Raw genomic sequence first — 26,834 nt, forward strand, 5'->3', positions numbered from 1 at the left:
TAAACATTAACAACGTGGCAAAAAAAGACGAACTGAATTTTGAAAATGGCAGCAATCTGGCATCGGGCGAAAAGCTGAAAGCCCTACAGGCTGCCATGGACAAGATAGAAAAGAGCTTTGGTAAAGGCTCTATCATGAAAATGGGCGACGAGAGTGTCGAACAAGTAGAGGTTATTCCCACAGGTTCCATCGGCCTGAATGTGGCTCTTGGCGTAGGAGGATATCCCCGCGGACGTATCATCGAGATTTACGGCCCCGAATCTTCCGGTAAGACAACCCTTGCCATTCATGCCATTGCCGAAACGCAAAAGACAGGAGGCATTGCCGCATTCATTGATGCAGAACATGCCTTCGACCGCTTCTACGCGGCAAAATTAGGTGTGGATGTGGACAATCTGCTGATATCACAGCCGGACAACGGTGAACAAGCGCTGGAAATAGCAGAGCAGCTAATCCGTTCTTCCGCTATTGACATCATTGTAGTGGACTCTGTGGCTGCCTTGACCCCGAAAGCTGAAATCGAAGGCGATATGGGTGACAACAAAGTGGGTCTGCAAGCCCGACTCATGTCACAAGCCTTGCGCAAACTGACGGCAGCTGTCAGCAAAACACGCACCACCTGCATCTTCATCAACCAGTTGCGCGAAAAAATCGGTGTCATGTTCGGTAATCCCGAAACAACCACCGGCGGTAATGCACTGAAGTTCTATGCCTCCGTACGCCTTGACATTCGTGGAAGCCAAGCCATCAAGAACGGTGATGAAGTAATCGGCAAGCAAACTAAAGTGAAAGTTGTGAAGAATAAGGTAGCTCCTCCTTTCCGTAGAGCGGAATTCGACATCATGTTCGGCGAAGGCATCTCCCGTGCAGGCGAAATCATTGACTTGGGCGCAGAGCTTGGCATCATCAAGAAAAGCGGCTCATGGTTCAGCTATAACGAGACGAAAATTGCCCAGGGACGCGACGCCGCCAAGCAGGTCATCCTTGACAATCCGGAACTGGCAGAAGAGCTGGAAGGGCTTATCTTTGCAGAATTGAGAAAAGACAAATAACAAAAAACTTGCCAATAGAAAAAAACAAATATTCTATTGGCAAGTTTCCCCAAAAGGTTACCGCTTCCTATTCCATTTTTTCCAAACGTTCTTCCAAAGCCTCCATGTTTTTTTCAAAACGTCTCCATGTATCGGCATCCATTTGTTCTTTCAAGTACTTGTTGTCTTTCAGCTTGGCTACATTTCCCAATCCTTTCAATGCCAGTTCTTGCGAATGCTTCAGTTCCCCAAGCCAATCGCGGTTCTTCAGCTTCTCTATCTCCGCCCAGTTTATATCCGGAAGCTGTATATTCACATTGTTCCCATTCCAGCTGGTATTCTGATACATCATGATATTCTGTATATCCTTCAAAGTCATATCACCTTCCAGATAAATAAATTTCAAAGCGGCTGCACCATCTACAATCATAATCAGCTCTTTCACCTTTTCACCTTTACGGCTCATGTAAAATTCAGAACTGGAGACTGTTCCCTTCTGCTTCATCAGCAATTCATATCTGGAAGACTGCACCAAAGAACGAAGATCCTTACGCATTTCTTTCTTTACAATATTATCCATCGTAGAAAGTACCTGCACCGAGTTCAACTGTCCGGACACTTTCCCAATATAAACATCTTTAGTAAACAAGTTGGGATTCGTTTCTATCATTGCCTTGGATATGTAAACGGACGACACGCCTTTCATATCTCCATACTTGTTGAATAGGTTCTTCTGTGCCTGGCAAAGCAAAGGCAACATCAGCAGTACACCTGCCAAAATCATTTTCATTGTTTTCATATCAGATTATCGTTGAATTTCTTTTCTTACTTCCTGGTTCACCTTCGTTACGTCTATCCGCGTTTCCTCTATCTGTTCAATTCCCTTGTTCAGATTCGCAGACACCTCGATTAAAGTGGCCTGCAATGCCTTATAAGCAGCTTCCGGATCGGAGAAAGTGTCCTGAGGTGTAGGAGGACGCATATCCTCTCCCATGTTCGTAATGCCATAACCTACACCTACAAGAACCAGAATGGTGGCAGCAATACCTCCTATCCAGCGCCAATTACGTTTGGCCTTGTTCCGGTGGAAAAAACGTTGTTCCTCTTCAGCCTTTTCATCAATCATCCGACTCAGTTTATCCTCCAATCCGGTGGGAACATTATCCACCACTTCCCCGGGAAAAAGCTGAGAAAGAGTTTCTTGTCCTTCTGCAAGTGCTCGGGCACTTCTTCGGTTCTGAAAGCTTCCTTCAACAACTCTTCTTCCTGCTCGTTGGTATTCCCTTCATAAAATTCGGCGAGCAGCCTTTCAATTTCCTCGACTTTCATAGTTACTCCATTTATTAAATTCCTCACGTATCTTTTTTCTTGCCCGGGACAACAGTACACGAACATTGGTGGCGTTCAATCCGGTGACCTGCTCTATCTCTTCATAAGAGCATCCCTTGACATCACGCAACGTTACTATTCTCTGTTGTTGCATCGGCAAATGGGCAATGATGTGCCTTACCTGCTGCGCTTCATCCCGCGCTTCAAAGTTATCTGCTTGAGACACATTATGCACTTCGGCCAACTCCACGCTCTGTCTGCTCAAAGTATACTTTCCTGAACGAAGCAAATCAAAGCACATATTTTTCACCAGAGTAACGCTGAATGCTTCCGGATTACTGATAATGGCCAGTCCTTCCCGCTTGTCCCACAACTTCAGATAAGCTTCCTGCACCAAATCTTCAGCGTCGGCAGCATTCTCCAACAGCCTATAAGCTATGCAGTACAGCTTGCGATGATATGGCAGAAACTCTTTTTTAAAACTTTCAGCGTCCATGGGCTATTTATCAATAGTAGATTCTGTTTATACCCTTCAGACGTAGGAGGAAAGGATTTTGTTACACGGTCAGAAAGAAAAAATGGGAAAAAATGAAAACACCAACAGCATCAGTCCAAGAGTACGCTTATTTCAAGACATCAGCAATCCGCTTTTTGAGGTTCAATTTTGCAATGTCTTCAGGCTTCAGCTCAAACTCCACCAACACCTTCGCTGTGGAGAGCCACTTTTCTGGAACATTGTATTAACTGGTCAGCACGCCGAACCGAGGACAAAAGCAATGCTGGAAGCAAAAGGTATCATAACCTGGCTTCCACTTGCTCCGGTCCGGCGTCGATGGAGAAGGATATTAAAAGAAATACACACCCCGGTTATCCCGAGATGTGTATTTGTCTACATATCCAATGAGGAAAGAAATACGTTGCAAAAATCTTACCGACCTCTTCAACCGGAAGTTATACTTCAAGAACTGCCAGACCGATGCAATCAGAACAAGTAGATATATGCCAACGTGCCCACACTAATCACTATCCACAACAAGGTGCCTTGTATCAAGGGCTTGATACCTACTGCCTTCAGTACATCACGTGACAGAGAGGCACCGATAAAGAACAGAGTGATGGTCAGCATCTTGCGGGCCAAAGAATTGATTCCCTCCCCAATCATGGCACCCGTTTCGGTAGTACCCAGCACATAAGTATTGAAAATCATAGCCAGCACAAAGAAGAAGATAAACCAGGGAATACTGATTTTCTGTCCCTTACTCTTAAAGATGAACGAAGTTACCAAAGCCAAAGGAATAATCCATAAGGCACGCGTCAGCTTTATGGTCGTTGCCACCTGCAATGCCTCCTCGCCGTATGCGGCACCCGCTCCTACTACCGAACTCGTATCATGTATGGCAATGGCCGCCCATGTGCCGAACTCATGCTGGCTCATGTTCAAAGCGTGGCCTATCAACGGGAAAACAAACAATGCAATGGCATTCAATATAAAGATGGTGCCCAATGCCACAGACATCTCACTGTCCTTTGCCTTCAACACCGGACCCACAGCCGCAATGGCACTTCCTCCGCAGATAGCCGTACCGGAACTGATAAGATAGGAAGTGTCACGATCCACTTTCAGGAACTTACGCCCAATGAGCCAGCCAATGAGCAATGTCCCCACTACAGAAATAATCGTGAACTCCATTCCCTCCTTGCCCGAAGCCAGGGAAGCCTGCAGATTCATTCCGAATCCTAACCCTACGACAGAGTATTGCAACAGGTACTTTGAAGTCTTCTTATTGAACTTCGGATGTGCCTGCCCACACAGCAAGGCAAAAGCCAAGCCTAAGAACAAGGCTACCGGCGGAGTGACCCACGCCGAATAGGCATGCATGCCGGGTAGATAATCCAACAACAGGAAGAGAGAAAGCAAGGCCAAGAGAGATACGTAAATCGTCTTTCGGTGGTATTGCAGAAAAGGCATCAAGCCTTTGGTTGACATTTGATTTGAAACCATAATACTTTATAATATTTTATTTTATTGTTCATTCGACTTTTATCAATAGCAAGCTTGCCAAGGGAGCAAGGGGGCTGCTGTTATTCCAGCTCTTCCGGTTTTATGCCCAATACGTGCGACAGCGAATAGAGTACGGAGTCCGTCACACAGGGAATAGGAACTTGCGGAGCAGCCATCATGAAGTAAACCACCCGTCCGGCTTCTTTCTGCTTTTCCTGCTTGCCCAAACATTTCCGCAACTCCTCTTCCACCTTGCCGGCATACAAGCGATGGAAAGGGACCAGTGCGAGGCACTCCACATCGGCCGAGTCCAAGGCCAGATGCATCAGGTCTATAAACAAATCCGAGGAAGCGGCCATACCGGCAGAGCTGACGCGCGAAAAGGCAAACTCGCCTAACGGCGTGCGACAAGCCACATCGTCCAGTTCTTTCAAATCCGCAGGCCGGCAGTGAGGCAATGCGGACACTTCTCCACCGTGTACCAACAGTACTTGTATCTCGTTGTCTCCCTCGCGCAATCCGGCATCAAGAGCCAAATAGCTGAGCCAGGCAGGCAAGTCCACATCGGGCAGGGTGCGCCCCAAGCGTTCTCCTAAAAAAGACTTTATGTCCGAAACCGTTTCGTCAAGAAACGAAACGTCCACCAATATCACATTCTTTGAAAACTTCACATTATTTTCCATATTGCTCCATAAATAATTCAAGCGCCCAAAGATAGTGAAAATGTCGGCATAAGTATCAATATACAGGAAGTATTCTTTCAGTCCCGGCCATGAAGTTTATCTTCTATTAAAAAACAACTCTCAGAAGAAAGCCGGAACAAAATAAGGACAGCTCCTGAACCAGACCGGCCTGTCAGTGCTTTTGTTTCTGCAAGACAACCCAGCTTTCCCGAACTACGATTGTATCACCCACAGGGATATGCTTTATAAAGTCCGCATTAAGCAGGTTGCACGTCGATTCTGCACTGTAGCTACGGATATCGTGCTGCAAATGCCGCCCATGCACGTAATGCAAGAAAGGCAAGATGAGCTGTCCGTTTTGCTCCAGCAAGGCAAAATTTATTCTGCCGGGCATATAGGTGACAGGAGTACGCAGGTAGTGGGACTCCGTACTGATTTTCTTCACACCATCTTTCTCGAAGAATTCTGTTATGCTCGTTATAGGCACATCCATAGCAGATTTCCCTTTACTTACTATAAACAGGTTGCCAGAATTAAAAACAGATGCTTCGTAAGGTTCATCAGGAGCCACCCCGAAACCGGACAGCAGGTTTGTCTGCACAACGGCTTTATCCGAATAGAATGTAACATCCAACTGCTCTCCATCGCCGACGGGGCGTGAGAAGGTATCAAAAGAAAAGAGTTCCGCATAATCCACGGCACCCTCTTGCAAGTCCGGCTTAGGCACCCCGGACAAGAACTTCCTGATTTTTGCCTCATCAGTCACTGCCCCTTGGGATGTGTACATACGCACTTTTCCGAACGTTGCGGTCGAAGGCAACTTGTAGCGGCCGGCCGGCACAAACTTTTCATCTTCATTTTCACTCAGGCACCCCCACCAAAGAATGCCAACGAATAACATCGCAAATATTCTTTTCATAACCGAGAACTTTTTCCGCAAAGCTACGGACACGAAGCGAAAATGTTCTCAACCTAAGTTGAGAGTTGCAGGTTCCGGATACCCTATTCCCTGTTGAAAGTGATTTCTTTGCGGATACGACTCAGGTATGTCGGCGTGATTTGCAGATAAGACGCCAACTCTTTCAAAGATACTTGTTGCAAAATCTCAGGGCATTGGGCAACGAGAGCCAGATAACGTTCTTTCGGTGACTGGCCGTATAAATTCAGAAAACGGTTGTAAGTCTGCCTGAGAAGCCCTTCGGCCGTTCGGGCAAACAATGCCCGATTTTCCCGAAACAAACAGCCTACCACAAAGCCCTCGCATACAAAAACATCGGCATCAGTAACGGCAATGATGTCCGTTCGGGTAAGGTCGTCCGAAACCAGATTCAAGAAATCACCTACCGGAGTATCAGCAAATACAAATCCGGTAACCCATTCATTTCCATTGGAATCAGTGATAACATACTTGAAGATGCCGCTCGTGATAAAACCGAGCAGGCTCTTTGCCTCACCAGCCCGGCAAAAACAGTCTCCTTTCTTATAACGACGCAACATTCCATTCTCAGCGCAGATGTTGCGCCAGAAACCGGTATCAATATTCGCCAGATAGGTGTTGAAATTCTCCATACGTACTTAGTGACATACAGTGCGTAAATAATTGTCGGATACAAACATCGGAATAATCAATGACATGCGCAATTCTTTTGGAAACTATTATGAGACTTTAGAAGCTGCTTCAAATTCCATTCAAGCCTTCTTTCCTAAGTTTTGTGCTCCCTACCACCCCGCCCGTTGGGCACCCCTCCTTCCCGGAGAAGGGGAGAACACGAAGACTTAGCTACTAAAGCACAAGTCCCTTACTGCATGAGATATGCATCTCGTGTATCGCGATATGTGCATCTCGTCACACATGAGATGTACATCTCATGCACAACACATCTATTGTCCTTCTCCTTATCCAATAGAGTTCAATGCGAAAAGGAACTTTGCTCCAACTCCTGTTCTAAAGAAGTAGAAAGGAAAGGAACAAAACGACTGATTTACAGACAATTTGTCACAATACAAGACTTATATGCAGACAATTTGTCCGAAATATGCCAATGGCAAATCTTTTGCGCCTTCCAAAGCGTTATGAAACTGATAAAATAGAAAGGAGAACAAAAATATGAACTTTAACAACTTTACCATTAAAGCGCAAGAAGCAGTGCAGGAAGCTGTGAACCTGGTACAAGGCCGTGGACAGCAGACCATCGAGCCCGTGCATGTGCTTCAAGGTGTGATGAAAGTAGGCGAAAATGTCACCAACTTCATCTTCCAGAAGCTGGGCATGAACGGTCAGCAGATAGCACTTGTACTGGACAAGCAAATTGATTCTCTGCCCAAGGTGTCCGGCGGAACACCGTACCTGAGCCGTGAAACGAACGAAGTGTTCCAGAAAGCCACCCAATATTCCAAGGAAATGGGTGATGAATTCGTCTCCCTGGAGCCGGTGCTGCTGGCTTTGCTGAACGTGAAAAGCACTGCATCCACCATTCTGAAAGATGCCGGGATGACGGAACGCGAACTGCGGGAAGCTATCAACGAACTGCGGAAAGGAGAAAAAGTAACTTCACAATCCAGCGAAGACACTTACCAGTCATTGGAAAAGTATGCCATCAATCTGAACGAAGCAGCCCGCAGCGGCAAACTGGACCCCGTCATCGGTCGTGACGAAGAGATACGGCGTGTCCTGCAGATTCTGAGCCGGCGTACCAAGAACAACCCGATTCTTATCGGTGAACCGGGTACCGGTAAAACTGCTATCGTAGAAGGACTTGCCCACCGTATCTTGCGTGGAGACGTCCCCGAGAACTTGAAGAACAAACAAGTCTACTCCCTGGATATGGGTGCACTGGTAGCCGGCGCCAAGTACAAAGGCGAATTTGAAGAACGCCTGAAAGCCGTCATCAACGAAGTAAAGAAGTCCGAAGGAGAGATTATCCTCTTCATTGATGAAATCCATACCTTGGTGGGTGCAGGTAAGGGCGAAGGCGCCATGGATGCTGCCAACATCCTGAAACCCGCCCTGGCACGCGGTGAACTGAGAAGCATCGGGGCCACTACCCTTGATGAATATCAGAAGTATTTCGAGAAGGACAAAGCGTTGGAACGCCGCTTCCAGATTGTCATGGTGAACGAGCCGGACACGCTGAGCACCATTTCCATTCTGCGAGGTCTGAAGGAACGTTATGAGAACCATCACCACGTCCGCATCAAAGACGATGCCATCATCGCCGCCGTAGAGTTGAGCAACCGTTACATCACCGACCGTTTCTTGCCGGACAAGGCTATCGACCTGATGGACGAAGCCGCTGCCAAGCTGCGTATGGAGGTCGATTCCGTTCCGGAAGAACTGGACGAAATCTCGCGTAAGATAAAGCAGCTGGAGATTGAACGTGAAGCCATCAAGCGCGAAAACGACAAGCCCAAGCTGGAACAAATCGGCAAAGAACTTGCCGAGCTGAAGGAGCAGGAAAATTCGTACAAGGCGAAATGGCAAAGTGAAAAGACCCTTGTCAACAAAATCCAGCAGAATAAGGTGGAAATAGAGAACCTGAAGTTCGAGGCCGACAAGGCAGAACGGGAAGGCGACTATGGCCGGGTGGCCGAAATCCGTTACGGCAAACTGCAAACGCTGAACCGGGAGATTGAGGAAACACAGCAAAAATTGCACGAAATGCAGGGCGACAAGGCCATGATTAAAGAGGAAGTGGATGCTGAAGACATCGCCGACGTAGTATCCCGCTGGACCGGCATACCGGTAAGCAAGATGCTGCAAAGTGAAAAGGAGAAACTGTTGCATCTGGAAGCGGAACTGCACCAGCGGGTTATCGGGCAAGACGAAGCCATCGAGGCCGTATCCGATGCCGTACGCCGCAGCCGTGCCGGACTGCAAGACCCGAAACGTCCTATCGGCTCATTCCTTTTCCTGGGAACCACCGGTGTGGGTAAGACGGAATTGGCAAAGGCACTGGCGGAGTTCCTCTTTGACGACGAGACAATGATGACCCGCATCGACATGAGCGAGTATCAGGAGAAACACAGCGTTTCCCGTCTGGTCGGAGCGCCTCCGGGATATGTGGGCTACGATGAAGGCGGACAACTGACAGAAGCCGTAAGGCGGAAACCATATTCTGTCGTTCTGTTTGACGAAATCGAGAAAGCGCATCCGGACGTATTCAACATCTTGCTGCAAGTGCTGGATGACGGACGTCTGACGGACAACAAAGGACGTACGGTCAACTTCAAAAATACGATTATCATCATGACCTCCAACATGAGCAGTGGCTATATCCAAAGCCAGATGGAGAAGCTCAACAGTAGCAATAAGGAGCAAATCGTAGAGGAAACCAAGAAGGAAGTGATGAATATGCTGAAAAAGACCATCCGTCCGGAGTTCCTGAACCGTATCGACGAAACCATCATGTTTCTGCCGCTGACAGAGTCCGAAATCAAGCAGATTGTGGTACTCCAAATCAAGAGTGTGCAGAAGATGCTTTCCGATAACGGTGTGGAACTGGTTCTGACAAATACCGCCATAAACTTCCTTGCCAATGCAGGTTATGACCCTGAATTCGGCGCCCGTCCGGTGAAGCGTGCCATACAGCACTATTTACTGAACGATTTGTCGAAGAAACTACTGTCTCAGGAAGTAGACCGCAGCAAGCCTATTACAGTGGATGCCAATACCACTGACGACGGACTGATTTTCAGAAATTGAAAACAATCCGTATCCTCAAATAAAAGAGGCGATTCCCGACTATTGGGAATCGCCTCTTTTATTTTGTATTTCAATCCTTCTCCGGTTACTCGGCCTTGCTTTCCTCTTTCGTTTCTGCTGCAGGAGTTCCTTCAAAATCTGTCATACCGCTTGCCACCAGCAGATTATACCAAGCAATCAGTTTCTTGATGTCGGACGGATATACGCGGTCGCGATCGAAGGTAGGCAACACCTCCGCCAGGTAAGCACGCAAGTCGTCGGCAGTAGCTTTCTTCAAATCCATCGCTACGGCAGCACCGTTTTCCTTTTTCTTCATGGAAAGAAACACTTCCTTCAAAGGAACATCTTCCGTATCTGTATACATGGCGATATCGCCCAAAGAAGTAATCTTCTCATTACCATAGGCAGGGAAACGCTTCTTGTCTGCAAGCGACTCTACAATCAACATATTTTTTCCCTGGGAAACAAGCTTATATAATCCCGGTTTACCGGAAATAGTCAAAATTGTCTTCAACATAATATATTCTGTTTTGATGATTAGTAGTTATTTTTTCGGGGGGCAAAGATAATGTAAGCCGAAGAGAATACAAAATAAGCGTGCTTATTTTTATCATGAAGGAGATACCTATTTTCGTAACAGGTAGTGCATTCTTTCAGAGAAAGAACCGATTAGCTCTAAAACTTGCGGAATCAATGGAGTTTCACCATCATTTACAATGACGAAATCTGCATATTTACGCTTTTCTTCGTCGTCCATCTGGCTACGGACACGCTTTTCTATCAACTCACGCGAGGAAGCATCCCGCCGGACGGCGCGTGAAATGCGCACCTCTTCGGGTGCATAGACCATGACAATGGCATCCACTTCACCCGTAAAACCCGCTTCAACCAGGATGGCCGATTCTATGCCGACAATGGCAGAAGCAGCGTGGCATTGTGCCCACCGCCTGAAATCCTCCTTTACACGAGGATGAACGATACCGTTGATTTCTTTGGCATGCTCCGGACTGCTGAAAAGATAAGACGCCAACAAAGGCTTGTTCAGCGTGCCACCGGCATACACTTCCGCACCAAGCAAGGCAGATAACTCCTCACGGATAAATAAATCGGATGCCATCAGCCTTTTCGTCTCCAAGTCCGAGATATAGACGGGAACACCCAGTACTTCCAGCAGCCGGGATACCATACTTTTTCCGCTACCGATACCACCGGTTATACCTATTTTAATCGCCATAATCAGGAGAAACTTGCTCTATCAGGAAATCCACCTGTGCCGGATTGAAGCGCACCTGACTCACCCCTTTCGGCAGATTCTTAATCTTTACCGTATACTTGTCGGACCCCAGGTGAAGCAGTTCCTCATAAGACACGTAAATATGAAAATCATCAGCGTTAATCTGCCTGAAATGACTCAGACCGACCTGAAACGTAACCTGTACCTTGGAAGGGAAAGCACGTAGCACCTTGTCGGCAGGAAAGTTAACGCCACGCAACGGCACCTCCACTGTCTTTTCCGTATAAATATCCACCGGAAGCATCATCTCGATGGAAGAAGGCACAAACTTCACACCTTTCTGAATACGCAGAGAGACTTGCTGCCTCAAGGTATCCGATATATCTTCCAGCTTCACCGGTTGCGTACAAGCAACAGTAATCGTATCCAACACGCCTTGCGGTGCATACACCAATACGGAATCGGGACTGAATATCGTATCCGAAAGGTAATACTCACGCCCAGCACTCAATGTGCCGCGCAACTTCACCGGAACCAGTTTGGAAGCTCCCGTCGAGTAGATGTACTCCAATGTGTCCGGCTTCATGGAAAGCAAGCGGGTAGAGGCATTCAACTGGTTCAGCACTTTCTTTTCAAACTGCGGGGGATATATCCTTACTTGATTATCCACGCCCTTATAATCGGCATAATCGAGAATCACGGGATAAAAGCTCTTTCCCAACATGTAGTTGAGCAGTACCGTTCCCTTATCTTTTACCTTGATGCGGAGTTCTGAAGCAGGTTCAGAAGTAATCACTACATTATTGGGTACTCCCTTCAGCCGCACCGGTATGGAAAAGTCTGCCTCATAATCGTTGTTCAGGGTCTGCAAAAGCCAGAAACCACCGGCTACAAAGAAGAAAAACAAAAAAATGAAGAACTCTCTGCTTTTATCGCTAAGCAGAAAGTCCTTCACTTCTCTTGATATCCTCAGATATGTACGTTGTATGTTCCTACGTTCAAACATAGGCTCACATTCCATTATTTAGATGCCTGACTGCTGTTCGCATCAGCAGCTGCAGCAAAAATAGAATTCTTGTCTATACGAATCTTAACGTTAGAAGCGATTTCAAGCACCACGTCATTGTCGTTGATTTCCTTGATAACACCATGGATACCACCGGCTGTGATTACTTTCTGATTCACTTGAAGCGATTTACGGAAGTTTGCTATTTCCTTTTGCTTCTTGTTTTGAGGACGAATCATAAAGAAATACATTATAACGAACATGGCTATCAGCATAATCCACATCATGCTACCATTAGCAGCTGGGCCTGCAACGGGAGCTTGCAGGAAAAATACAGTCATTAAGTTCATAAATACTCAGTTTTGGTTTCTATTATTAAACAAAGGTATTAGTTTTTCGTCAACTTACCTTCTTTTTTCAATTGATTAACTATTCCGTCCAATGTACCGTTTACAAAACTACCGCTTTTGGCCGTGCTGTAAACTTTGGCAATATCCACATATTCGTTTAACGAAACACTCACCGGAATGTTCGGGAAACTTAATATTTCGGCCAAGGCACTCTGCATGATTACAACATCCATAAAGGCTACACGGTCCAAGTCCCAATTACGGGTATTCTCGCTGATAAGGTGACGGTAATAGTCACAGTTCAAAATAGTACGGCGGAACAAACGACGTGCAAATTCCTGGTCTTCCTCATCCTTGAACTCTGGCAGAAGCTCCTGGTTGGCACCATTCTTCTCTTCGAAACGCTTGACAGTTTTCAGCACGAAAGTATCCACAATCTCCTTGTCGTCATTCCAGTAGAGACTCTGGTCTTCGAGCACATTGTCCAAAGCTTCGTTGTTGAAGACAAAAGTCTTATACAGCTTTCTCCACAATTCACGGTCGCATTCGTAAGAATCGTCCGAAGAAGCCATATATTCCTTATATATATCAGATTCCACAATTTTCTCATACAATCCCTTAACGAAATCCTCATCATTGGCCCATGTACGTTTTTGGTTGGCGATGAATTCCGTCAACTGTTTGTTCACTTCCAACTGGGCTATGAACTTGTTTTCCACAAATTTCATGTTGGGATACAACTCCTCGGCAGTAGGAGCCAGCTTAGCTTTTGCCGCATCAATACGTTTTTGTGCGTAGTTCGTCAAAGCTATCATCAGCATCAGCAGGTAGTTGTAGAGGTCGTATGCCTTTGAAAGGCTAAAGAACAATTCTTTCTCCGCTGAGTCTAAATTTTTACTGCCATTCTGATAATAAGCATATACAATCTGTATAATCTTAAGACGAATAAGAACTCTGTTGATCATAATTCTAAAGTAAATACTAGTGTTTTAACAAGGTGCAAAAGTAGACAATTTTAATGAGTTTACATAAATAAATCACATTTTTTAATGCAGATATTGAATATCCGGCCTTTTTCTTTTGACAGTTTAAAAAAAATCGTCAATTTTGAGCCCGATAAAGAGCTAAAAGCTACGAGATACAAGTTTTAAGGTGATAATATCAAATTTGAGACCTATTATAATATGGAAGACTTTAAGAAGAAAAACGCACCGGACATGAACGACAAGGAGATCGTATTCTCCCAATCCATCAAAGCAGGTAAGCGCATCTACTATTTAGACGTCAAGAAAAACAGAAAAGACGAAATGTTTCTCGCCATTACGGAAAGCAAAAAAATTGTGATGGGCGAGGGAGACGACTCGCAAGTAAGTTTCGAAAAGCACAAAATCTTTCTATACAAAGAAGATTTTGAAAAGTTCATGAACGGACTCCAGCAGGCCATCGGCTTTATCCAGGAACAGCAGGGTTGCTACACAAGACATGCCGCTGACGACGAGATAGAAGCTCCCGAAACGTCCAAAGAAGAAGTGCCGCAAGAAGAAAAAACCTATCCTCTGGACGAAGAAATCAAAATAGACATTGAATTTTAAGTTATAAACTTTTGAAAATTCAAAAAGAAGCTGTAATTTTGCACCGCTTTTTTGCAACATCGTGTGGCAAGCCACATCGTGTGATGGTGAATTAAGCAAAAATAATACTTAATTTAGAGTAACACAATTAAAAAATGAGATCAATTGAAGTAAAAGGAACTGCAAGAACAATTGCAGAACGTTCTTCGGAACAAGCAAGAGCTTTGAAAGCTATCCGTAAAAACAACGGTGTACCTTGTGTACTTTATGGTGCAGGTGAAAATGTTCACTTTACTGTACCTGCAGAAGGTCTGCGTAACTTGGTTTACACTCCGCACATCTACGTAGTAGACTTGGTGATTGATGGCAAAAAAGTAAATGCCATTATGAAAGATATCCAATTCCACCCCGTAAAGGACACTATCCTGCACGTTGACTTTTATCAAATCGACGAGGCTAAGCCCATTGTCATGGAAGTTCCAGTGCAGATGGAAGGTTTGGCAGAAGGTGTTAAGGCCGGTGGTAAGCTGGTACTCCAGATGCGCAAGCTGAAAGTAAAAGCTTTGTATAACGTAATTCCTGAAAGACTGACTATTAACGTTGCTCACTTGGGACTTGGTAAGACTGTCAAAGTTGGCGAATTGCAATACGAAGGATTGGAATTGCTGAATGCCAAAGAGGCTGTTGTATGCGCCGTTAAGCTGACTCGTGCTGCAAGAGGTGCCGCCGCTGCTGCAGGTAACTAATCGATTCTTTCCAAAAAAGACTAAATATTCGGGAACGCGGATTAACGCAGCCAACGCAGATTTCATACTGATTTCCGCGGAAAGTTGCGATAGTCCGCGTTCTTTTTTTACTGCTCATTTCCCTCTTAAGGAAGAAAGATAATTGACTTGAATCACTGATAATGAAATATTTAATTGTAGGATTGGGCAATATCGGCCCCGAATATCATGAGACCCGCCACAACATCGGATTCATGGTAGCAGATACTCTAGCCAAAGCAGCAGGTGCCACTTTTACCGACGGACGTTATGGCTTCACCGCAACACTGTCAGTCAAAGGACGCCAACTGTTACTGCTGAAGCCTTCTACCTTTATGAACCTCAGCGGCAACGCCGTACGCTACTGGATGCAAAAGGAAAACATTCCATTGGAGAATGTATTGATAGTAGTAGATGACCTTGCACTACCTTTCGGCACACTGCGCCTAAAAAGTAAGGGAAGCGATGCGGGACATAACGGCCTTAAACATATTGCAGCAACTCTGGGAACCCAGAATTATGCACGCCTGCGTTTCGGCATCGGCAATGACTTTCCCCGTGGCGGACAGATTGACTATGTGTTGGGACATTTTACCGATGAAGATTGGAAAACAATGGACGAGAGACTGGAAACAGCCGGAGAAATCATCAAAAGTTTCTGCTTGGCGGGCATAGATATCACCATGAATCAATATAACAAGAAATGAACGAAGCCAGAATTGACAAATGGATGTGGGCCGTACGCATCTTCAAGACGCGTACCATAGCCGCCGAAGCTTGCAAAAAAGGACGCATCAGCATCAATGGCGCACTGGCAAAGGCTGCCCGTACAGTGAAACCGGGAGACATCATCCAGGTGCGCAAGCCCCCCGTCACCTACTCTTTCAAAGTACTGCAACCCATCGAAAAGCGTGTCGGCGCAAAATTAGTGGCCGAAATGATGGAGAATGTAACGACTCCGGAACAATATGAACTGCTGGAGATGAGCCGTGTCAGCGGTTTTGTCAACCGCGCCAAAGGTACTGGACGGCCAACGAAAAAAGACCGCCGGAGTCTGGAAGAATTTACGGAGCCGGAATTTCTGGATGATTTCGACTTTGAATTCGATTTTGAGGAAGAGTAAAATAAGAGAAAGATTATGAGCGAGAGAATAATAAAATGGGGATTCATCGGTTGCGGAGAAGTGACCAAATACAAAAGTGGACCGGCATTTCAGAAAATAGAGAACTCTGAAGTAGTAGCCGTCATGAGCCGAAATGGCGACAAGGCCAAGACCTATGCCAAAGAAAGAGGAATTCCCAAATGGTATGACGATGCCCAGGAGCTGATTGATGACGATGAGGTGAACGCTGTGTACATTGCCACTCCTCCTTCTTCACATGCTACGTACGCCATCATGTCCATGAAGGCAGGAAAACCAGTCTACATAGAGAAGCCGATGGCCGTTACCTACGAAGAATGCTGCCGCATCAACCGCATTTCCAAAGAAACGGGTGTTCCATGTTTTGTTGCATATTACCGCCGCTATCTGCCCTACTTCCTAAAGGTAAAGTCACTGGTCGAGGAGGGGCACATTGGCAACGTCATCAACATTCAAATCCGTTTTGCCCAGCCTCCCCGCGACCTCGACCATAACAAGGAAAACCTACCGTGGCGTGTGCAACCGGACATTGCCGGTGGAGGATACTTTTATGATCTTGCACCCCACCAGATAGATTTGTTACAGGAAATCTTCGGATGCATCCTCGAAGCCAGCGGATACAAGAGCAACCGTGGCGGACTATATCCTGCCGAGGACACCCTAAGCGCATGTTTCCAGTTTGACAACGGACTGGTGGGCAGCGGTTCTTGGTGTTTTGTCGCCCACGAATCTGCCCGCGAAGATCGTATAGAAATCATTGGAGACAAAGGCATGATTTGTTTCTCCGTGTTTACTTATGCCCCCATTGCGCTACACACAGAAAGAGGACGTGAAGAAATCATTGTCGAAAATCCCACCTACGTCCAACAACCGCTTATTCAAGCAGTGGTAGACCACCTACTGGGCAAGTCAATCTGCAACTGTGACGGCGAAAGCGCTACTCTTACCAACTGGGTAATGGACAAAATATTGAACAAACTCTGATTAGTGTTCATGAGGCACACCTTACCCCATGTCGAAACCTTCACATTTCAGGCCAACCAGTTTGTACACATCGGCACTCTCGCCTACAATCCATACCACATCCCCCTCTACAAAAGGTTCATGCGGGTCGGGAGCATGCAAGGTCTCCCCTCCCCGTTCCACACCGGCAATCAAGCAGTGATATTTCTCCCGTATTCCTGCCTCTTTCAAGGTCTTGTTCAAGAAAGGAGATTGCCCGTCCACATAGAACTGTCGTAGAATCATTTCACTCTTCTCTATCACATCCGCATTCATGGCAGATACTTTATCCATCTCTAGACCGAAGGTGTTCAATTCCTCATCCGTAGCAATAACCTGTATCTTGTCCTGCGGGAAAAGACGGACAGACGCCCCGGGAATATTAATCCGTTTCTTGCCCCGAAGAATGGAGACCACATGGATGCCGTATTTCTTTCCAAAATTCAGCTCTGCCAATGTCCTGCCTGCCCATTCCGACTCACCGGAAATCTCAAAATCCGTCAAGTGCAGGTCGCGTGAAAGCAGACGCCCCGCATACTCCGGTTTCTTCTCTCCCATATACTCGGCACGCATGTCGCGGTACCGCAGATTCTGGAAGAATGTCCTCTCTATCATGATAGACTGCTTCTTCAACTGACGGGAGAGTATCATCAAAGTCACCAATAACACCGCCACTCCAAATACCAACCCCACAGACATCTTGAATAAACCAGCTATAACGAACATGACAAACGAGACACCCAGCAGTAAACGCAGTACAATGGTAGCCACCAACGGTGCCCGATTCCCACGGTTATCCCTCCATAAAGTCATGAACTCTTCCGAGTGATTCTTTTTAAGCATGATAGCACGCAGAAACGGAGCTATACACAGAATGATGATAAAGGCAGCCAGCAAAGAGCCCCATCCACCGGGCAGACCCTCATGTACAAAAGGCACCAAAAAACGGAATGCCAAAGCTATCACCGCCACACAAATGATGGAATATACAACCGTAATCCTGACCAATGCAAAAATCAACTTCCTCCACAGACTTTCATGATTCATGGTCTGAGAACCAGAAGCATAGCGGGTCAAGAACTTTCTCCATTTTTCCGGTAAATGCGTATCCACAAGATTGGAAGCTGGATCTGCCAAACGAATCATATAAGGAGTTAGGAAAGTAGTGATGACAGACACCGCCACCACGATAGGATACAAGAAATGACTGGTGACGCGCAACGATACACCCAGGGAAGCTATGATAAAGGCAAACTCACCTATTTGCGTCAGACTGAAACCGCACTGCATGGCCGTCTTCAGCGGTTGCCCTGCCAGCAACATACCCAATGTACCGAAGAGGGATTGCCCGAGAATGACCGCCAAAGTAATCACGATAATAGGTCCAGCATACTCTGTAATCATAGCCGGATCTACCATCATGCCGACAGATACGAAGAAGATGGCACCGAACAAGTCCTTGACCGGCTTCACCAACCGCTCTATGCTCTCCGCCTCTACTGTTTCGGCAAGAATGGAGCCCATAATAAATGCGCCGAAAGCAGCCGAGAACCCCGTACGAGCAGCCATCACCACCACACCGAAACAGAGTCCGAGAGATACAATCAGCAAGGTTTCCTCACTCATCAGCTTCCGGCACCGCTTCAGCAATCCGGGAATGAGATAAATACCCACCACGAACCAAAGTATCAAAAAGAACAGCAATTTGGCAATACTCTCCAACATCTCCATACCCTCGAAGTTATGACTGACTGCCATCGTGGAGAGCATCACCATCAATACGATGGCAAGAATATCCTCTAGAATAAGCACACTGAGCACCAATCCCGTGAACTGCTTCTTGCGCATCCCTAAATCATCAAACGCCTTATAGATAATGGTGGTGGACGACATGGCAATCATACCACCCAGAAAGATACAGTCCATCCGTTTCCAGCCAAAACCGGTACCTACAGCCACACCCAACAATATCATACAAAAGATGATAGTACACGCAGCAATAATCGCTGCCCCTCCCACTTTCACAATCTTCTTGAAACTGAATTCCAATCCCAGTGCAAACAGCAGGAAAATAACACCTATATCCGCCCAAGTCTGTATATTAGCCGTGTCAATCACCGACGGTGTATAGGCCATGTGAGGGCTGGCAAGGAATCCTGCAACTACATATCCTAATACCAGCGGTTGCTTCAACTTCTTAAAAAGCAGGGTCATAATCCCCGCACAAATCAATATCAGAGCTAAATCAGCTATGAGGGGAGCCAAGTGTGACATAATTCTTCGTCTGTATACCTTTTCGTTGGCAAAGATACGGAAAAGTTTAATAAGATGTAGAAGATGGAGGAACAGTTCATCCTCTATCTCCTTTTTACAGCACTCCTTTCGAGCTTGGCAGTTCAAAGTGATAAATATCCCTCTTCACCGCCATCTTCAATGCACGTGCCAGCGCCTTGAAAATACCCTCTATCTTATGATGTTCGTTCTGTCCTTCAGCTTTTACATTAAGATTCATCCGGGCAGCATCGCTCAAGGATTTGAAGAAGTGCAGGAACATTTCTGTAGGCATGTCTCCTACCTTCTCGCGCTTGAACTCGGCATCCCATACCAGCCACGGGCGTCCACCAAAGTCAAGACACACCTGGCAAAGGCAGTCGTCCATAGGAAGGGCATAACCATAGCGTTCAATGCCCCGCTTATTGCCTAAGGCTTGGTATAGACACTCACCCAGAGCAAGGGCAGTATCTTCAATGGTGTGATGCTCGTCCACTTCGAGGTCACCTTTCACACGGATAGTAAGGTCTATGCCACCGTGCTTGCCTATCTGTTCCAGCATGTGGTCAAAGAATCCCAGTCCGGTCGCGATGTCGCAATGCCCATCGCCATCCAGATTCAAGAATACGTATATATCTGTCTCCTTGGTAGCGCGACGTACTTCCGCTGTACGCTCACCGGCAAAGAGGAATTCGGCCACCTTATCCCAATCCTTGGTGGCGAGGGCACAGTAATCTTCAAGCCCGTCACAAGCAGCACCATCACCTTCGGAAACGGGTTTCAATGATGCCGTGTCATCTTGCAGAAGAATGGCGCGGCAGCCTAAATTCTTTGCCAGTTCCACATCCGTAGATCGGTCGCCGATGACGAAGCTGTGGGACAAATCGTAGTCCGGGTTATCGAGATACTTGGTAAGCATTCCGGTACGCGGCTTGCGGGTCGGTGCATTGTCGTCAGGCATGCTTCGATCTATGCAGATATCGTCGAAGGTGATGCCTTCGCCTTCCAATGTCTTCATCATCAGGTTGTGTGCCGGCCAAAAGGTCTCTTCCGGAAAGGAAACTGTACCGAGCCCGTCTTGATTGGTCACCATCACAAAATCAAAATCCAGCTTGCTGCGGATAAAACCAAGATTACGCATCACTTTCGGATAAAACTCCAACTTTTCCAGAGAGTCTAACTGATAATCAATCGGCGGCTCAATGACTAATGTTCCGTCACGGTCTATAAAAAGAACTTTTTTCTTCATAAATGATAAATGCTCAAATCGTAAATGCTTTCAGCGCTTCAATCAACTTTTCATTCTCACCTCTCGTTCCTACTGTCACCCGCAGGCAATTTCCACAGAGTGAAACAGAATTACGGTTGCGGACAATAATGCCCTTGCCTACCAAATAATTGTAAATTTTCACAGCATCCGTTACACGGGCCAAGAAAAAATTGGCATGAGAGGGGAACATCTTCACCGTACATGGCAATACGGCAAACTCCGCTTCCAAGATTTCCCGTTCTTCCTTCAACGTCTTCACCCAACGTTCTATTTCATAATAACGGTAAAGCATTTCCATCGCCTGCTTCTGCGTCAACTGGTTCACGTTATAGGGATACTTTATTTTATTGAGGATGCCGATAATCTCCGGTGAAGCAAATGCCATACCCAGACGGATGGCAGCGCATCCCCATGCTTTGGAGAAGGTTTGCAGCACAATGAGGTTTGGATAATTGACCAATTCTTCGAGCAAGGAAGGTGCCTCGGAGAAGTCATTGTATGCCTCATCCAGTATCACCAGCCCGTCAAACTGACGGATTAGCGTTTCAATCTCGCTACGGAGCAAATCATTTCCGGTGGGATTGTTGGGGGAGCAGATAAAAATCAGTTTGGTATGCTCATCCACAGCTGTCAGAAGCTTGTCGGCAGAGAACTGGAAATCCTCATCAAGCAGCACCTTACGATACTCCACATCATTGACATCTGCACAGACTTGATACATGCCATAGGTAGGGTCTATAGCTACTACATTGTCCACACGGGGTTCACAAAAAGCACGAAACACCAAATCGATAGCTTCGTCACTGCCATTCCCCAAGAAGATGGAATCGGGACTCACCTTTTTAATTTTAGACAATTCTGTCTTTAGTTCCCGCTGCATAGGATCGGGATAACGGTTGTGCGGCATATTATAAGGATTCTCGTTTGCATCAAGAAAAACGGATGCTGCAACACCATTATATTCGTCACGTGCTGAAGAATAAGGCTTCAGACGCCAGATATTCGGACGGGTAAGTTCTTGTAATGTTTTCACTTTATTAGTTGATAATGGATAATTAACGATTGATAATTGACGATTGATAATAGATAATGACAACAATAATTATCCATTATCAACTATCAATTAAAGAAGTCTCACACTCACGGCATTCTTATGCGCATCCAGCTGTTCATTGGCAGCCATCAACTCAATAGCAGGACCGATGCTATTCAGCCCTTCCGGCTTTATCTCCTGGAAGGTTATCTTGCGGATAAAGCTGTCGAGGCTGACACCGCTGTATGCTTTGGCATAGCCGTTTGTCGGCAAGGTGTGGTTTGTGCCCGAAGCATAATCTCCCGCACTCTCTGGAGTGAGGGAACCCAAGAATACGGAACCGGCATTCACAATACGTTCTGCCAAGGAAAGGTAATCTTTGGTTTCTATGATAAGATGCTCGGGAGCATATGCGTTGGTCAGTTCGATGGCTTCTTTCATACTGTCCACAACAATCAGTTTGCTGTTGGCAAGAGACTTTTCGGCAATCTCTTTACGTGGCAGTAAGGCTAGTTGGCGTTCTACTTCCACCTTTACAGCTTGTTGCAATTCGACAGAGGTAGTGATTAATATAGCCTGGCTGTCCACTCCGTGCTCCGCCTGGCTCAATAAGTCGGCAGCAACAAAAACCGGATTAGCAGTTTCGTCAGCCAATACTTCTACTTCCGAAGGTCCTGCCGGCATATCTATCGCCACATCACGCAAGCTCACAAGCTGTTTGGCAGCCGTAACATACTGATTTCCCGGACCGAATATCTTGTAAACCTTAGGTACACTCTCCGTTCCGTATGCCATAGCGGCAATGGCTTGTATGCCGCCAGCCTTGAAAATCCGGTTGACACCTGCCACTTTTGCGGCAAACAGCACAGCGGGATGTACCTTTCCGTCACGTCCCGGAGGGGTGCAGAGAACAATCTCCTTGCATCCGGCAATCTTGGCAGGAACAGCTAGCATCAGTACCGTAGAGAACAGCGGAGCAGTTCCTCCGGGAATATACAATCCCACTTTTTCTATGGCAACCGCTTTCTGCCAGCAGGTCACTCCCGGTTGGGTCTGCACCTTCTTGCCCTCAAAACGTTGTGCGGCGTGGAAAGTCTCGATGTTCTGCTTTGCCAAGCGAATGGCCGCTTTCAAGTCTTCACTCACCAGGTTTTCCGCTTCCTGCTGTTCCTCTTCCAACACTGCCAGCGAGGCCAGTACCACTTTATCAAATTTTTCTTCATAATCCAGTACAGCACGGTCTCCCTCTGCCTTCACACGGTCAATAACGCTCCGTACCGTATCAAACAGATTCTCCGTATTCATCACCGGACGTTTCAGGATCTCTTGCCACTGGGATTTATCGGGATTACTAATCAATATCATAATGACATGTTTTTAAAGATTTATGCATAAACCATGATATTATTGGAGGTGTGTCAAAACTCTCTGAAGACTTTCTATTAGGCGCGGATTTCACGGATTCATTTTACCGATTCCGCGCTATTTCGCGTAATTCGTACCTAATGTCGTAACATAAAGAAAGCGTTTATATACTTTTGACACATCCTCGAGGCTTTAAATTATCATTTTCTCAATCGGCAGCACCAGAATGCCTTCCGCCCCCAATGCCTTCAACTTTCCGATAATCTCCCAGAAACACTTCTCGTCGAGTACGGTATGTACCGAGCACCAGCCTTCTTGTGCCAAAGGCATCACCGTGGGGCTCTTCATGCCCGGAAGTACAGAGACAATCTCATCCAGTTTCTCTTTCGGGGCATTCATCAGCACATACTTCTTATCTTCGGCTGTCTTCACAGCATCCATACGGAACAACAGCTCCCTCAATATCTCTTGCTTTTCCTCGCTCAGGTTCCTGTTACCAATCAGCAGGGCTTCGGACTTCATCACAACCTCCACTTCCTTCAGGCGGTTGCTCACCAGCGTAGAACCGGAACTTACAATATCGAAAATGGCATCTGCCAGACCGATGCCCGGCGCCACTTCTACCGACCCCGTAATGACGTGTATCTCCGCATTCACCCCATTCTCTTTCAAAAAGCCGGAAAGGATACCCGGATAAGATGTCGCAATCTTCTTTCCGTGAAACCACTTCACCCCCGGATACTCAATATCCTTCGGCATGGCGAGAGACAAACGACACTTACTAAATCCCAGACGCTTGATTATCTCTGCATCCTCATTCTTCTCAACAAATTCATTCTCACCCACAATTCCTATATCAGCCACTCCGGTAGCCACAGACTGCGGAATGTCGTCATCCCTCAGAAACAACACTTCAAGAGGAAAGTTTGACGACTGAACCAACAACGAGCGCTTCATGGCACTCAACTTTATATCCGATTCTCCCAAAAACGACATGGTCTCGTCATACAGACGACCCTTAGCTTGTACTGCAATTCTTAACATAAGGTTATTTACTATTTCACGATTTACTATTTTGAATGAGATGACAGAAAACAAAACGAGGCTTACCAATATTCGGCAAGCCTCGTCTGTTATGTCATCTGTTGTACATATACACTCATACGCCCACCGAGTTATTCGTTAGGATGATGATGGTGATGATGTGCAACGATATTCTTCATATTTTTTGGATTTTAATGCGACAAAAGTAAACTAAAAGTTTGAAACTCCAAAAGATTTATCACAAAAAGTTTGATTTCTCTTTCAAATTCATCTTATCCACCACGAATTACACCAATTGCCACAGGTTAAAACAAGAATAATATGTGGTGAATCAATCAAATCAACGGCAATATTTCCTCCTGCTCCACTTCGCAGCTATGAAAATGCATTTCCGCTTCCGCTTTCTCCTTCGGAAAGGTGAAGTAGGTGCATGTAGCTTCCGTACAAAGCTCTCCCATGCTATTGTACAGATGCGCTTCTATAATGGCAATATTCCGTTTCTGCTCCCGAAGCGAAGCCCGCAGTACCACGTGCGCGTCGTTGGTTGATATGGATTTGCGGAATCGGGTCTCCATTTTCGATGTTACCCCACCGGTCTGCAACTTGCGGAACACTACCCAGCCACAGATTTCATCCAGCAATACGGATTGAATGCCTCCATGCAACGTATTCAGCCATCCTTGATACTCCGGACGCGGCTTCCAGATACTCACCACCTCGTCGCCGTCCTCATAAAACTCCATTCTCACACCTGCTTCATTGTCGGGAGAGCAACCGAAACAGTTGTACCCCTCCATATCTTTCCACGGATTGATAATCTTCTTCATATAGTATTCTCCTTTATCTGGTTCTGACTCATAAATTCGCTTAATAAAACGTTCAATATTAGTCATTCCGATTGAAAACTACAAATTATTAATACCTTTTTCAGAGAAAAATTAGCGAGATACTGTTTAAAACCGGTTATTTTATTTAGCTTTGTATAGATGAGAGAGAACAACAAGATGCAAAGAGGAGGCTTTTTCTGCTTATGGATATTATTTACATTCTCATTGTTTGCACAAAACAAGGAGAACAATCCTATTGCGTACGACAGCGTCGTGCATAAGAACACCTTCGGAAAATCACTGAAGAAATTCCTCAATTTCAGCGACTTCGACACCACCTATATCAGCCCCAACCAATACAATTACGCCCTGATGCTCGACCATTTCACCAATTACGAATACTACTCCGTAGGTAATGACGACCAGCGGCTCCGTTTCTCGCCCAACCCGCACAACAAGACAGGCGCTTACTTCGGATGGCGTTGGATATTCCTGGGATGGGCTGTCGATACTGACAGGCTCCACTCTCAGAAGCTATAAGCACACTCCACTCCTACTATATTCTTCCGCTTATCCTGCTCCCACTGCCTGCAATAAAAGAGGTCCGCCTCCCAGCGCTCGGACAAAGGCAACGTGATTCCCCCGCGATAACGCATCCGCTTTACTCCAAAATGCTCTGTCCTATTCAAACCATTATACATTTCGACCGAAGCATACGGCTCCAACTTACACTTCGGAATGTCATATGCCACCTTCGCACACGAGCGCATGCGGAACTCGTCCTCATATCCATCGAACGTATGCTGAAAGCGCTCACGCAAGGACAGTTTTACCCTTTGCACACGAGCAGACAAGGTTCCGTCTACATGGTAGCGATGCCGAAACTTCCATCCATCCGTTCCCCGGTTACGATAATGTGTCTCATATCCTGCTCCGAGCTTCAAGAAGGACAGCGGCTTGTAGCTTCCTCCCACCTGCAATCCCCATCGGTCTGTTTTCCCAAAATCATCCTTCGTGCGCCACTCCAGAGCAGCGGAAACAGCAAATGCCGAACGCAATTTATATTCAAAACCGAGATTCGTCCAAGTAGTAAAATCTTTTTTCTGTGCATGTAGGAGAAAAGACGAAACAAACAGCAGAAAAACCGGCAAAACAAATACCTTTATGTGCACAAAGAGGTTCTTTCCCATATCTCTGATAATTGGATTATAATGCTGTCGAAGTTTGTTCAATTATACAAAATCTTCTGTTTGCATTCAAATTAACGACTATGGACAAAGATAGATTTTTCTTTTCTCATACACCAAAAAGCGCATATTAAATTTCAATGAAGAATTTAATATACGCTTACTTTTCAGATATAAATCAAGGAAGAAAAAACACGTTACTCGCTTCAAACAGAAAACGTTATTCTATCTATTCCTATAGCTGGCCCAGATGATGTTTTGTGTCCCAATGTACGGCACGATAGGCATTAGTGTCCCACTAAAATCGGGACAAGTTAGTAATTAATTAAATAATCTTGGCATAGGAGAATTAATTTCCTTCAAATACTTCTCTACCTTTCCGAAGAAGGAGGTAAGATGCGAACCGTCTACAAAAGCATGGTTGACGTAGATGGAAAGCGGCAATACCAGACGTCCTTCGCGAGTCACAACTTTTCCGGCAGTCATCAGAGGATAACTGCAACCATTACCGACTTCGGCAATCGTGTAACTAATGGAGGTGAAATACATTTTTGGAACCGCACTCAGATGGACTACATCGTAATCACCCTGACTTGCCAGCACTTTTTCAGCTCCATACGGATCACCGTCTTCAGGTATATTCGTTATCAGAGCAAAGGCCTCGGCATAAAAACGCTCAAAATCCTCGTGATAGGGAATGCGCACAGTATAGAAGGTCTTTCCAGGAACGGCTATCGGAGAGATGATGTCCACACGGTCGTGAAAAACTACCCGGCCTTCCTTGTCTGTACGGTAACGCAGCTCATCAACTTCATTGGCCGAACGCAACACTGCGTAAAGATAATAAAGGAAAAAGGAACGCTTCATCGCTCGGGCGGAAGCGCTGGCTTCTGTGCAATCAATCTCAGTGGTGACAGAATACCAAGAGTTTGCAAATCCACGGAAAAAGCCGTAGTTATCCCGGCGTTCCCAAGCATCAATGTCTATAATGTGTTTCATACAAAAAGGGGATTTAGTGAAAA

26 protein-coding genes and 3 pseudogenes are annotated in these 26,834 nt (G+C 46.1%); 8 read left to right on the plus strand and 21 right to left on the minus strand.

The features are described from left to right. The first annotated feature begins 14 nt into the window (after positions 1-14). Positions 15-1,052, plus strand: a complete 1,038-nt coding sequence (gene recA / locus HU824_RS06180) for a recombinase RecA (protein WP_016272824.1) — start codon at positions 15-17, stop codon at positions 1,050-1,052. A 67-nt stretch (positions 1,053-1,119) separates the two neighbouring features. Here recA and HU824_RS06185 read toward each other — a convergent pair whose 3' ends face one another. From HU824_RS06185 to HU824_RS06215, 8 genes and pseudogenes are all read right to left on the minus strand, one after another. Further along, a complete protein-coding gene (locus tag HU824_RS06185) occupies positions 1,120-1,830 on the minus strand; it encodes a DUF4252 domain-containing protein (protein WP_176468382.1) in 711 nt (236 codons plus the stop codon). Between the two features lie 6 nt (positions 1,831-1,836). Beyond that, positions 1,837-2,360 (minus strand): annotated as a pseudogene (locus tag HU824_RS06190) (hypothetical protein). Then, entirely contained in the window at positions 2,341-2,856 is a 516-nt protein-coding gene (locus tag HU824_RS06195; protein WP_176468383.1) for an RNA polymerase sigma factor, read from the minus strand. Before HU824_RS06195 ends, HU824_RS06190 begins: the two are co-directional and overlap by 20 nt. Before the next feature lie 127 nt (positions 2,857-2,983). Continuing rightward, positions 2,984-3,079 (minus strand): annotated as a pseudogene (locus HU824_RS19700) (XRE family transcriptional regulator); the annotation flags it as partial. Positions 3,080-3,342: 263 nt separating this feature from the next. Next, positions 3,343-4,362 carry a YeiH family protein gene (locus HU824_RS06200; RefSeq protein WP_176468384.1) on the minus strand — a complete coding sequence of 340 codons (1,020 nt, stop codon included), beginning with the start codon at positions 4,360-4,362 and terminating at the stop codon, positions 3,343-3,345. 80 nt (positions 4,363-4,442) lie between these two features. Continuing rightward, on the minus strand, positions 4,443-5,033 hold the full coding sequence (locus HU824_RS06205; RefSeq protein WP_289222468.1) for a DUF6621 family protein: 591 nt from the start codon (positions 5,031-5,033) through the stop codon (positions 4,443-4,445). A 184-nt stretch (positions 5,034-5,217) separates the two neighbouring features. Then, on the minus strand, positions 5,218-5,964 hold the full coding sequence (locus tag HU824_RS06210; protein ID WP_155238461.1) for a hypothetical protein: 747 nt from the start codon (positions 5,962-5,964) through the stop codon (positions 5,218-5,220). 83 nt (positions 5,965-6,047) lie between these two features. Continuing rightward, complete coding sequence (locus HU824_RS06215) at positions 6,048-6,614, minus strand: Crp/Fnr family transcriptional regulator (protein ID WP_176468386.1); 567 nt, start codon at positions 6,612-6,614, stop codon at positions 6,048-6,050. A 538-nt stretch (positions 6,615-7,152) separates the two neighbouring features. Between HU824_RS06215 and clpB the strand changes: the two genes are divergently transcribed. After that, on the plus strand, positions 7,153-9,747 hold the full coding sequence (gene clpB, locus HU824_RS06220) for an ATP-dependent chaperone ClpB (protein WP_176468387.1): 2,595 nt from the start codon (positions 7,153-7,155) through the stop codon (positions 9,745-9,747). Between the two features lie 85 nt (positions 9,748-9,832). Here clpB and HU824_RS06225 read toward each other — a convergent pair whose 3' ends face one another. The 5 genes from HU824_RS06225 to nusB all read right to left on the minus strand — a co-directional run bounded on the left by HU824_RS06225 (position 9,833) and on the right by nusB (position 13,302). After that, positions 9,833-10,264 (minus strand): DUF5606 domain-containing protein, encoded by a 432-nt coding sequence (locus tag HU824_RS06225; RefSeq protein WP_016272833.1) that lies wholly within the window; start codon positions 10,262-10,264, stop codon positions 9,833-9,835. 108 nt (positions 10,265-10,372) lie between these two features. Next, positions 10,373-10,981: a dephospho-CoA kinase gene (coaE, locus tag HU824_RS06230; protein WP_176468388.1), complete on the minus strand. Its 609-nt coding sequence runs from the start codon at positions 10,979-10,981 to the stop codon at positions 10,373-10,375. Beyond that, positions 10,971-11,987 (minus strand): YbbR-like domain-containing protein, encoded by a 1,017-nt coding sequence (locus HU824_RS06235; RefSeq protein WP_176468389.1) that lies wholly within the window; start codon positions 11,985-11,987, stop codon positions 10,971-10,973. Before HU824_RS06235 ends, coaE begins: the two co-directional genes overlap by 11 nt. A 14-nt stretch (positions 11,988-12,001) precedes the next feature. Beyond that, positions 12,002-12,337, minus strand: coding sequence for a preprotein translocase subunit YajC (gene yajC, locus HU824_RS06240; protein ID WP_016272836.1), 336 nt, complete (start codon positions 12,335-12,337; stop codon positions 12,002-12,004). A gap of 38 nt (positions 12,338-12,375) precedes the next feature. Then, positions 12,376-13,302: a transcription antitermination factor NusB gene (gene nusB, locus HU824_RS06245; protein ID WP_016272837.1), complete on the minus strand. Its 927-nt coding sequence runs from the start codon at positions 13,300-13,302 to the stop codon at positions 12,376-12,378. A gap of 219 nt (positions 13,303-13,521) precedes the next feature. Between nusB and HU824_RS06250 the strand changes: the two genes are divergently transcribed. The 5 genes from HU824_RS06250 (at position 13,522) to HU824_RS06270 (ending at position 16,797) form a co-directional block, all read left to right on the plus strand. Beyond that, positions 13,522-13,929 carry a PUR family DNA/RNA-binding protein gene (locus tag HU824_RS06250; protein WP_016272839.1) on the plus strand — a complete coding sequence of 136 codons (408 nt, stop codon included), beginning with the start codon at positions 13,522-13,524 and terminating at the stop codon, positions 13,927-13,929. A gap of 134 nt (positions 13,930-14,063) precedes the next feature. Further along, positions 14,064-14,654, plus strand: a complete 591-nt coding sequence (locus HU824_RS06255; protein ID WP_016272840.1) for a 50S ribosomal protein L25/general stress protein Ctc — start codon at positions 14,064-14,066, stop codon at positions 14,652-14,654. Positions 14,655-14,815: 161 nt separating this feature from the next. Beyond that, positions 14,816-15,379, plus strand: a complete 564-nt coding sequence (gene pth / locus HU824_RS06260; RefSeq protein ID WP_016272841.1) for an aminoacyl-tRNA hydrolase — start codon at positions 14,816-14,818, stop codon at positions 15,377-15,379. Then, positions 15,376-15,795 (plus strand): RNA-binding S4 domain-containing protein, encoded by a 420-nt coding sequence (locus tag HU824_RS06265; RefSeq protein WP_016272842.1) that lies wholly within the window; start codon positions 15,376-15,378, stop codon positions 15,793-15,795. The genes pth and HU824_RS06265 overlap by 4 nt, the downstream gene beginning before the upstream one ends. 15 nt (positions 15,796-15,810) lie before the next feature. After that, a complete protein-coding gene (locus HU824_RS06270; RefSeq protein WP_016272843.1) occupies positions 15,811-16,797 on the plus strand; it encodes a Gfo/Idh/MocA family protein in 987 nt (328 codons plus the stop codon). 21 nt (positions 16,798-16,818) lie between these two features. Here the strand turns inward: HU824_RS06270 and HU824_RS06275 are convergent, their stop codons facing one another. From HU824_RS06275 to HU824_RS06300, 6 genes are all read right to left on the minus strand, one after another. Further along, on the minus strand, positions 16,819-19,089 hold the full coding sequence (locus HU824_RS06275; RefSeq protein WP_136010566.1) for a cation:proton antiporter: 2,271 nt from the start codon (positions 19,087-19,089) through the stop codon (positions 16,819-16,821). A 94-nt stretch (positions 19,090-19,183) separates the two neighbouring features. After that, positions 19,184-20,335: a bifunctional histidinol-phosphatase/imidazoleglycerol-phosphate dehydratase HisB gene (gene hisB / locus HU824_RS06280; protein ID WP_176468390.1), complete on the minus strand. Its 1,152-nt coding sequence runs from the start codon at positions 20,333-20,335 to the stop codon at positions 19,184-19,186. Positions 20,336-20,348: 13 nt separating this feature from the next. Beyond that, positions 20,349-21,389 (minus strand): histidinol-phosphate transaminase, encoded by a 1,041-nt coding sequence (hisC, locus tag HU824_RS06285; protein WP_136010564.1) that lies wholly within the window; start codon positions 21,387-21,389, stop codon positions 20,349-20,351. A gap of 90 nt (positions 21,390-21,479) precedes the next feature. Then, entirely contained in the window at positions 21,480-22,754 is a 1,275-nt protein-coding gene (gene hisD / locus HU824_RS06290) for a histidinol dehydrogenase (RefSeq protein WP_176468391.1), read from the minus strand. Between the two features lie 192 nt (positions 22,755-22,946). Then, positions 22,947-23,798, minus strand: a complete 852-nt coding sequence (gene hisG / locus HU824_RS06295; RefSeq protein ID WP_005832724.1) for an ATP phosphoribosyltransferase — start codon at positions 23,796-23,798, stop codon at positions 22,947-22,949. Between the two features lie 335 nt (positions 23,799-24,133). Next, positions 24,134-24,625 carry a PaaI family thioesterase gene (locus HU824_RS06300; RefSeq protein WP_136010562.1) on the minus strand — a complete coding sequence of 164 codons (492 nt, stop codon included), beginning with the start codon at positions 24,623-24,625 and terminating at the stop codon, positions 24,134-24,136. Between the two features lie 177 nt (positions 24,626-24,802). On the opposite strand from HU824_RS06300, the pseudogene HU824_RS06305 reads away from it, so the two are divergent. Continuing rightward, a pseudogene (locus tag HU824_RS06305) lies at positions 24,803-25,159 on the plus strand (DUF4421 family protein); the annotation flags it as partial. Here the strand turns inward: HU824_RS06305 and HU824_RS06310 are convergent. Then, entirely contained in the window at positions 25,153-25,815 is a 663-nt protein-coding gene (locus HU824_RS06310) for a DUF2490 domain-containing protein (RefSeq protein WP_176468392.1), read from the minus strand. The pseudogene HU824_RS06305 and the gene HU824_RS06310 sit on opposite strands and share 7 nt — an antisense overlap. A gap of 318 nt (positions 25,816-26,133) precedes the next feature. Then, on the minus strand, positions 26,134-26,811 hold the full coding sequence (locus HU824_RS06315) for a chloramphenicol acetyltransferase (protein ID WP_176468393.1): 678 nt from the start codon (positions 26,809-26,811) through the stop codon (positions 26,134-26,136). Between the last annotated feature and the right edge of the window lie 23 nt (positions 26,812-26,834).

This window comes from Bacteroides sp. L10-4 (assembly GCF_013373675.1).
Lineage (GTDB): Bacteria > Bacteroidota > Bacteroidia > Bacteroidales > Bacteroidaceae > Bacteroides > Bacteroides muris.